Annotated in this window: 8 protein-coding genes; 4 read left to right on the forward strand and 4 right to left on the reverse strand. The window is 69.1% G+C overall.

The window, feature by feature from the left end:
* The 4 genes from dnaE to ACR2JA_RS03350 all read right to left on the reverse strand — a co-directional run.
* The coding region (dnaE, locus tag ACR2JA_RS03335) for a DNA polymerase III subunit alpha (protein WP_434007701.1) at positions 1 to 1,867 on the reverse strand (1,867 nt) is incomplete at its 3' end.
* A 169-nt stretch (positions 1,868 to 2,036) separates the two neighbouring features.
* Complete coding sequence (locus ACR2JA_RS03340) at positions 2,037 to 2,732, reverse strand: DUF599 domain-containing protein (RefSeq protein ID WP_434007702.1); 696 nt, start codon at positions 2,730 to 2,732, stop codon at positions 2,037 to 2,039.
* A 232-nt stretch (positions 2,733 to 2,964) separates the two neighbouring features.
* Entirely contained in the window at positions 2,965 to 3,519 is a 555-nt protein-coding gene (locus ACR2JA_RS03345; protein WP_434007703.1) for a flavodoxin family protein, read from the reverse strand.
* Between the two features lie 61 nt (positions 3,520 to 3,580).
* Positions 3,581 to 4,282 (reverse strand): pirin family protein, encoded by a 702-nt coding sequence (locus ACR2JA_RS03350; protein WP_434007704.1) that lies wholly within the window; start codon positions 4,280 to 4,282, stop codon positions 3,581 to 3,583.
* 144 nt (positions 4,283 to 4,426) lie between these two features.
* Here ACR2JA_RS03350 and ACR2JA_RS03355 point away from each other — a divergent pair, with 144 nt between their 5' ends.
* The 4 genes from ACR2JA_RS03355 to trmB all read left to right on the forward strand — a co-directional run bounded on the left by ACR2JA_RS03355 (position 4,427) and on the right by trmB (position 8,304).
* Complete coding sequence (locus ACR2JA_RS03355; RefSeq protein ID WP_434007705.1) at positions 4,427 to 5,377, forward strand: LysR family transcriptional regulator; 951 nt, start codon at positions 4,427 to 4,429, stop codon at positions 5,375 to 5,377.
* Between the two features lie 70 nt (positions 5,378 to 5,447).
* Entirely contained in the window at positions 5,448 to 6,566 is a 1,119-nt protein-coding gene (locus ACR2JA_RS03360) for an NAD(P)/FAD-dependent oxidoreductase (protein ID WP_434007706.1), read from the forward strand.
* A gap of 56 nt (positions 6,567 to 6,622) precedes the next feature.
* Complete coding sequence (gene gluQRS / locus ACR2JA_RS03365) at positions 6,623 to 7,576, forward strand: tRNA glutamyl-Q(34) synthetase GluQRS (RefSeq protein ID WP_434007707.1); 954 nt, start codon at positions 6,623 to 6,625, stop codon at positions 7,574 to 7,576.
* A complete protein-coding gene (gene trmB, locus ACR2JA_RS03370) occupies positions 7,573 to 8,304 on the forward strand; it encodes a tRNA (guanosine(46)-N7)-methyltransferase TrmB (RefSeq protein ID WP_434007708.1) in 732 nt (243 codons plus the stop codon). Before gluQRS ends, trmB begins: the two co-directional genes overlap by 4 nt.
* Positions 8,305 to 8,376: the final 72 nt, after the last annotated feature.

The raw sequence follows: 8,376 nt of genomic DNA on the forward strand, positions 1-8,376 counted from the left end.
GCGCATAGACCGCCTTGTCGTCCAGCGGGATGTCCTCGAAGCGGAAGTTCTCCTGGCCCTTGTGGCGCTTCATGATGAACTCGCGCGCGATCTCCAGGATGGTCAGCGTCGCCAGGCCCAGAAAGTCGAACTTCACCAGGCCGGCTGCCTCCACATCGTCCTTGTCGTACTGGCTCACGGCCGATTCGCTGCCCGGCTGCTGGTAGAGCGGCGTGAAGTCGGTCAGCTTGCCCGGGGCAATGAGCACACCGCCGGCGTGCATGCCGATGTTGCGGGTCATGCCTTCGAGCTTCTGCGCCAGCTCGATCAGGGTCTTGACGTCCTCTTCCTTCTCGATCCGGTCCGCCAGGATGGGCTCCATCTCGATGGCGTAGTTGTTCTTGTCGCCCTCTTTCTTCGGGTTGGGCGGGTACTGCAGCGTGACGCTCATGCCCGGCTTGTTGGGGATGAGCTTGGAGATGCCGTCGCAGAAACCGTAGGAGAAGTCGAGCACACGGCCCACGTCGCGGATGGCCGCGCGCGCGGCCATGGTGCCGAAGGTGGCGATCTGGCTCACCGCGTCCTTGCCGTAGCGGTCCTTCACGTAGTCGATCACGCGGTCACGGTTGGACTGGCAGAAATCGATGTCGAAGTCGGGCATCGACACCCGCTCCGGGTTCAGGAAGCGCTCAAACAGCAGGTTGTAGTGCAGCGGGTCCAGGTCGGTGATCAGCAGCGCATACGCCACCAGCGAGCCGGCGCCGGAACCCCGGCCCGGCCCCACCGGGCAGCCGTTTTCCTTGGCCCACTTGATGAAGTCCGACACGATCAGGAAGTAACCCGGGAACCCCATCTTCAGGATGGTGTTGAGCTCGAACTCCAGGCGTTCGACATAGCGAGGACGCTGTTCCTCCCGCTTGGCCTCGTCAGGGAACAGGTGCTTGAGGCGCCCCTCCAGGCCTTCATAGGACACGTGGCGGAAGTACTCGTCCACCGACATGATCCGGCCGTCCACCGGCGGGATCGGGAAGTTGGGCAACTGCGGCTTGCCCAGCACCAGGGTGAGGTTGCAGCGCTTGGCGATCTCCAGCGTGTTGGCCACCGCCGACGGGATGTCGGCGAACAGGGCCTGCATCTCGGCCGCGCTCTTGAAGAACTGTTCGCGTGTGAAGCGGCGCACGCGCCGGTTGTTGCCCAGGATCTCGCCGTCGGAAATGCAGACCCGCGCCTCGTGCGCCTCGTAGTCGTCGGCGGTGAGGAACTGCACCGGGTGCGTGGCCACCACCGGCAGGTGCAGGCGCGCGGCCAGCTGCACCGCGGCCACCACGTGGCGCTCGTCGTCCACCCGGCCGGCGCGCTGCAGCTCCAGGTAGAAGCGGTGTGGGAACACGCCCGCCAGCTGCAGCGCCACGTCGGTGGCGCGTTGCGTGTCGCCCTGCAACAGGGCCTGCCCCACCGGCCCGGCCTGCGCGCCCGAGAGCAGCAGCAGGCCCGCGTTGAGTTCCTGCACCCATTCCCAGCGCACCAGGGCCTGGTCGCGCTGCACGTTGCGGGTCCAGGCACGGGCCAGCAGCTCGCTCAGGTTGAGGTAGCCCTGCTTGTCCTGCACCAGCAGGATCACCTTGGGCGGCGCCGGCTGCGGGCCCCCGGGCATGGCGCCCGGCGTCTCGTCGGAAAAACCCTGCAGCATCACCTCGGCGCCGATGACGGGCTTGAGGCCCGCGCTCCGCGCGGCCTTGTAGAACTTGACGCCGCCGAACAGGTTGTTCAGGTCGGAAATGCCCAGGGCGGGCTGCCCGTCGGCGGCCGCGGCGGCCACCACGTCATCGATGCGGTTGGTGCCGTCGACGACGGAGAACTCGGTGTGCAGGCGCAGGTGGATAAACATCGCCCGATTTTAGGAGGGCGGGCCCCGGTGCTCGCCGGCTCCGGGGTCTGATCCACGCAGCGGCGGAGCGTGCGGGCAGACGGGCCTGCTGCCGGGCCGCCCCAAGGCAGGCCCAGCCCCCCGCGGGGGGCAGCGACCCGCGCAGCGGCGGAGCGTGGGGGCAGACCGGTCAATCGCGCAGCAACTGCAGCACCTCCGAGCGGAACTCGCGGCTGTACAGGATGGCGACCACGATCAGGGTGGCGATCACCATCGCCATGGGCGAGACAAACCACGCCAGCAGAGCGAACGAAAAGTAGTACGCGCGCAGGCCGTCGTTGAAGGTTTCGGCCGCGGCGCCCACCATGGCTGCGGCCCGATCGGCGAACTTGCGGCGGTCGTGCTTGCCGCTGTCAAAGTCCTCCGGCGGCGGCATGGATCCGATCACCAGCGCCACAAAGGTGTACTGGCGCATGCACCACGAAAAGCGGAAGAAGGCGTAAACGAAGATCGCCACCAGCACCAGCACCTTGAACTCGAAGACGATCAGCGTGGTCGCCTGCGCGAACGGGATGCCGCTCATCAGCTCGGTGGCCTTGTCGGTGGTGCCCAGCAGGGCAAACAGGCCGCCGATGACCAGGATAGAGGTGGACGAAAAAAAAGCCGGGGTGTTCGACAAGGTCTGGGTGATCAGGCCGTCGAGCATGCGGGGGTCTCGCGCGGTGGCCTGCGTCATCCAGTAACCGCGGTAGCGGTTGGTGGTGCTCAGCAGGGACGACATGCGCTGGCCCCAGACGCGCGCGAACCAGGCGTAGCCCACCCACAAAGCAAAAAAGCAGACCAGCGCCAGCCAGTCTGCCCAGGGAAGGATGCTGAAGATCTTCATAGGGGGATGTTAGCCCCCACGCTCCGCCGCTGCGCGGGTCGCTGCCCCCCACGGGGGCTGGGCCTGCCTTGGGGCGGCCCGGCGGCTGGCCCGTCGAGCCCTCACGCTCCGTCGCTGCGCGGGTCGCTGCCCTCACGGGGGCTGGGCCTGCCCTGGGGCGGCCCGGCGGCTGGCCCGTCGGCCCCCACGCTCCACCGCTGCGCGGGTCGCTGCCCCCAAGGAGGCAGGTGCTTCAGCCCTTGAACTTGCCCGCCACGGCGGCCACGCGCTCACCGAACTTGCGGGCGGTGTCCACGTCGCCCTGCGGGATCTTGTCGGCACCGGCGTCGGACGGGGCTTGCACCATCAGGCCCACCGAACCGCCCAGGTTGTTGACGTCGTTGCGGGTCGCGGCCAGGGTGTTGGCCGGCATCATGCCCAGGCTGATCCACAGGCCGCCGTGTTGCGAGGCCAGGGTGTTCAGGTAGGCCAGGGTCTGGCCCTTGTCGCCGTTCAGGCTGGCGCTGACCGAGAAACCGGCGAAGAACTTGTCCTGCCAGGCGCGGGTGAACCAGGCCTTGGACGACGCGTCAGCGAACTTCTTGAACTGCCAGCTCGGGCCACCCATGTAGGTGGGCGTGCCGAAGATGATCGCGTCGGCGGCGCCCAGCGTGGCCCAGTCCGCGTCGGACAGGTTGCCGTCGGCGTCGATCGGCAGCAGGTCTGCGTCGGCGCCCGCGGCCACTTCTTGCGCGATGCGCTGGGTGTGACCGTAACCCGAGTGATACACCACCACAACTTTTGCCATTGCTTGACTCCAGAAAATGCGCCGCAGCGCGGGGTTGAGAAAACGAAAAATCCGGTGCGGTTCAAGCCGCGAGATCGAACACCAGCACCTCGGCGTCTGCGCCCTGGTCCAGGCGGATCTGCGACTCGCCCTGCAGCAGCGCCGCGTCACCGCCCTGCAGGCGTTCGCCATTGACCGTCAACGCGCCACGCACCAGGTGCACGTAGGCCTTGCGCGCCGGATCGGTGGCCAGCTCGGCGGCTTCGGCGCCATCGAACAGCCCGGCATAAAGGGCCGCGTCGGCGTGAAGGCTGACCGAGCCCTGCGCGCCATCGGGCGAGGCCACCAGGCGCAGCTGCCCGCGCTTGTCGGCCTCGGCAAAGCTCTTTTGTTCGTAGCCGGGCGCCACGCCCAGCTGGCTGGGCTCGATCCAGATCTGCAGGAAGTGCGTGGTCTCGCCCTGGGCGTGGTTGAACTCGCTGTGCATCACGCCGGTGCCGGCGCTCATGCGCTGCACGTCGCCGGGCGGGATGCCCTTGACGTTGCCCATGCTGTCCTTGTGCGCCAGGTTGCCCTGCAGCACGTAGCTGATGATTTCCATGTCGCGGTGGCCGTGCGTGCCGAAGCCGGTGCCGGGCGCGATGCGGTCTTCGTTGATCACGCGCAGGTTGCCCCAGCCCATCCAGGCCGGGTCGAAATAACCCGCGAACGAAAACGAGTGGTGGCTCTTGAGCCAGCCGTGGTCGGCATAACCCCGTTCCTGGGAGCGTCGAATCTGCATCATGGTGCGGTCTCCGTGGGCGCCGGCATCGGTACCGGCATGAACAGGATTGTGGCGACGCACCCCCAGTGCCGGGTGGTGGCGCTTTGATGGCATCATTCAAACGGGTTGAACGATCAACCCGCCTGAGACCAAAAGAGGAAGCCCATGGCCCACCCGTCGCAACGCGCCGCGCTCTCCCCCGAAAACCTCGGTCTGCTCGAAGCCGTGGCGCGGCTGGGCAGCATGGCCGCCGCCGCGCGCGAGCTGGGCATGGTGCCCAGCGCCCTGACCTACCGGGTGCGCCAGATCGAAGACGCGCTGGACGTGCTGCTGTTCGACCGCAGCGCGCGCCGCGCCCAGCTCACGCCCGCCGGCGCCGAACTGCTGCGCGCCGGCCAGTACCTGCTGGACGAACTGGACGCCGTGGCGCAACGCGTCAAGCGCGTGGCCACCGGCTGGGAACCGCAGCTGACCATCGCGGCCGACGCCATCATCGCCCGCTCGACCCTGTTCGAGCTGTTCGAGGCGTTTTACGCCGAGGGCGCGCCCACCCGGCTCAAGCTGCGCGCCGAAACCCTCTCGGGCACTCAGGAAGCGCTCTACACCGGTCTGGCCGATCTGGCCCTTGGCATCACCGGCGACGCCGCCCACCCGGCCGAAATCCAATCGGCCCCGCTGGGCTCGGTCGAATTCGTGTTCGCCGTGGCACCGCACCACCCGCTGGCGGCGGCGGAACACAAGCTCACCGAAGACGACCGGCGCCCACACCGCGTCGTGGCGGTGGCCGACAGCACCCTGCGCGGCACCGGCATGACACACAACATTTCGCCCGGCCAGGACGTGCTCACCGTGCCCACCATGCAGCACAAGCTCGAAGCGCAGCTGCGCGGGCTCGGCGCCGGCTTCCTGCCGCTGCCGCTGGCCCAGCCCTACATCACCGCAGGGCGGCTGGTGGTCAAGGACGTGCAGCGCCCCGACCGCAACATCCGCCTGCACTACGCCTGGCGCCAGCCGCGCAGCAGCCGCGACACCGGCCGCGCCCTGCGCTGGTGGCTGGACCGGCTGCAGCACCCGGGCACGCGCGACGCCTTGCTGAACAACCACCACCAGACTTGACCCATCGGGGATGGACGACCATCCCGGCGCTGCTACAGTCAACGCACATCCACTCCGAACGGACCGCGACATGACCACCAAGAAGAAGCCCAAAGCCGTCCCCCGTCCCTCCTCGGCGCTTGCGCCGCAAGCCCCGATGCATGTGGCCGTGATCGGAGCCGGCATGGCCGGTGTGGCCGCCGCCCGCACGCTGCTGCAGGCCGGCCACCGCGTCACGCTGATCGAGAAGAGCCGCGGTTTTGGTGGCCGCATGTCCACCCGCCGCACCGAATTCGGCGGGTTCGACCACGGCGCCCAGTACTTCACCGTGCGCGACAGCCGCTTCGCCCGCGCCCTGCTCACCGCCCAGGCGGTGGTGCGCCCCTGGAGCGTGAGCACCGTGCGCGTGCTCGACGAGTTCGGCCATGTGCTGGCCTCTGCCCCGCCGCCGACCGAACCGCACTTTGTGGCCACGCCCGGCATGAGCGGCCTGGTGCACCACTGGGCCCAGCCGATCGCCCACCCCGAACAGTTCGGCGACCTGCCCGCCCGCGCCGTGACCGCGCTGCGCGTGACCCACATCGAACGCGACGCGCTGCACCCCGAACAGTGGCAACTGCGCGCACAAGACAGCGAAGACGGCCAGCAGGTGCTGGGCGGCTTCGACCGCGTGGTGCTCGCCATCCCGCACCAGCAGGCCTACGACCTGCTGCTCGCCTCGGCGCTCGCCCCCAGCTGGCGCCAGAAACTCGCCAGCGTGAACGTCGCGCCCTGCTGGACGCTGATGGTCGCCTACCCCAACGCCATGCAGCCCGGCCTGGGTACGCTGGGCCCGCAGTGGAACGCGGCGCGCAGCACGCACCATCGCATCAGCTGGCTGGCGCGCGAGAACAGCAAGCCCGGCCGCGAACGCATCGAACGCTGGACCGTCCAGGCCAGCCCGGCCTGGTCGGCCAAGCACCTGGAAGACGACGACGAACGCGTCAAGGCCAAGCTGCTCAAGGGCTTTGCCGAGATCACCGGCATCCGCGCCACCCCCAGCCACGCCGTGGTGCACCGCTGGCGCTTTGCCCAGACGCAGGAACCGCTCGGCGCGTCGCACCTGTACGACGCGAAACAGGGCCTGGGTTTGTGCGGCGACTGGTGTCTGGGCCACCGGGTCGAAGACGCTTTTGTGTCCGGTCTGGAACTCGCGCTCGCGATGGTGTGAAATCGGTCGGCGAAGCGCGTTTCGCCGCCGGGCCGCCCCAAGGCGAAACAGCCCCCATGGGGGGCAGCGACCCGCGCCAGCGGCGGAGCGTGGGGGTTCTGTACCGTGGGCGTTTCGCGCCCTCGCCCACCGGCCCGCTGCACGCGGGCTCGCTGGTGGCGGCGCTGGCCAGCTGGCTGGACGCGCGGGCGCACGGCGGCGCCTGGCTGGTGCGCATCGAAGACGTGGACACGCCCCGCTGCGTGCCCGGCGCCGACCGCCTGATCCTCGACCAGCTGGCCACCTGCGGCCTGCACAGCGATGAACCGGTGGTCTGGCAGTCCCAGCGCGGTGCGCTGTACCAGCAGGCGCTGGACCGGCTGATCGCCACGGGCCAGGCCTATCCCTGCGCCTGCTCGCGCAAGGACATCGAGGCCACGCTCACGGCGCAAGGCTTGGTGCGCGAACGCCACCACGCTGCCGTCTACCCCGGCACCTGCCGCCCCGGCCGCGGCGGCTTGCGCGGCCGTACAGCAAGGGCCTGGCGCTTCCTCGTGCCCACGCACAGCACCGTGGACTGGACCGACCAGCAGCTGGGCCCCCAGACCCAGGACGTGGGCACAGAAGTCGGCGACTTCGTACTGAAACGCGCCGACGGCCTCTGGGCCTACCAGCTGGCCGTGGTGGTGGACGACGCAGCGCAGGGCATCACCCATGTGGTGCGCGGAGCCGACCTGACCGACAACACACCGCGCCAGATCCTGCTGCAGCGCGCACTGGGCCTGCCCACGCCAGCGTACCGCCACACGCCGCTGGTGCTGGGCGCCAACGGCGAAAAGCTGAGCAAGCAGAACGGCGCCCTCGCGCTGGACCTGTCCGACCCGGTGGACGCGCTGAACCGGGCCGCAGCCACGCTGGGCCTGCCGCCGGCCAGCGGGTCTGTTCAGGACGTGCTGGCCGGGTGGACACGGGCCTGGGCTTCTACAATCAGCGCCCCGCCCCCAGCCGCCCCGCACATCGCCACGCCATGACCGATCCCCGCCACGCCGAACCGCGCGAACAGCCCGCCGAAGGCACCCACCTGCGCCAGATCAAGAGCTATGTGCTGCGCGCCGGCCGCATGGGCCCGGGGCAGGAACGCGCCTACGCCGAATTCGGCCCGCGCTTTTTGCTGAACTACGACGCCAACCAGCCCCTGGACACCACAGCCGCTTTCGGCCGCAGCGCGCCGCTGATCCTGGAAATCGGTTTCGGCATGGGCGGCGCCACCGCCCACATCGCCCAGGTGCGCCCGGGCGACAACTTCCTGTGCTGCGAAGTGCACGAGCCTGGCGTAGGCGCCCTGCTCAAGCTGTGCGGCGAACAGGGCATCGAGAACATCCGCATCTTCCGCCACGACGCGGTCGCGGTGCTGGACCACCTGCTGCCCGAGCAGAGCCTGGACGGGGTGCACATCTTTTTCCCCGACCCCTGGCACAAGAGCCGCCACCACAAGCGCCGCCTGATCCAGACGCCATTTGTGAACCGCCTCGCCCGCCACCTCAAAACCGGCGGCTACCTGCACCTGGCCACAGACTGGGAGCCGTACGCGCAGCAGATGCTGGAGGTGTTGAGCGCCGAGCCGCTGCTGGCCAACACTGCACCGGCGGGTGGCAACGGTTACGCACCCAAGCCCGACTACCGCCCCCTGACCAAGTTCGAGAACCGCGGCCTCAAGCTCGGCCACGGAGTGTGGGACCTGGTGTTCCGCCGGCTCTGAGCGCGCGCCTCAGTCGCCCGGTTTTTCGTCGGAGCCCAGCACCACATCGGCCGTCTTGCCGATGACCTTGCC

Source organism: Hydrogenophaga sp., assembly GCF_051007235.1.
Lineage (GTDB): Bacteria > Pseudomonadota > Gammaproteobacteria > Burkholderiales > Burkholderiaceae_C > Hydrogenophaga.

What these genes read in the sequence shown, in the direction of transcription:
- ACR2JA_RS03350 (WP_434007704.1), bottom strand. Translation starts at nt 4,282, where the DNA reads ATGATGCAGATTCGACGCTCCCAGGAACGGGGTTATGCCGACCACGGC.
- ACR2JA_RS03355 (WP_434007705.1), top strand. Translation starts at nt 4,427, where the DNA reads ATGGCCCACCCGTCGCAACGCGCCGCGCTCTCCCCCGAAAACCTCGGT.
- ACR2JA_RS03360 (WP_434007706.1), top strand. Translation starts at nt 5,448, where the DNA reads ATGACCACCAAGAAGAAGCCCAAAGCCGTCCCCCGTCCCTCCTCGGCG.
- trmB (WP_434007708.1), top strand. Translation starts at nt 7,573, where the DNA reads ATGACCGATCCCCGCCACGCCGAACCGCGCGAACAGCCCGCCGAAGGC.
- ACR2JA_RS03340 (WP_434007702.1), bottom strand. Translation starts at nt 2,732, where the DNA reads ATGAAGATCTTCAGCATCCTTCCCTGGGCAGACTGGCTGGCGCTGGTC.
- gluQRS (WP_434007707.1), top strand. Translation starts at nt 6,623, where the DNA reads ATGGGGGGCAGCGACCCGCGCCAGCGGCGGAGCGTGGGGGTTCTGTAC.
- ACR2JA_RS03345 (WP_434007703.1), bottom strand. Translation starts at nt 3,519, where the DNA reads ATGGCAAAAGTTGTGGTGGTGTATCACTCGGGTTACGGTCACACCCAG.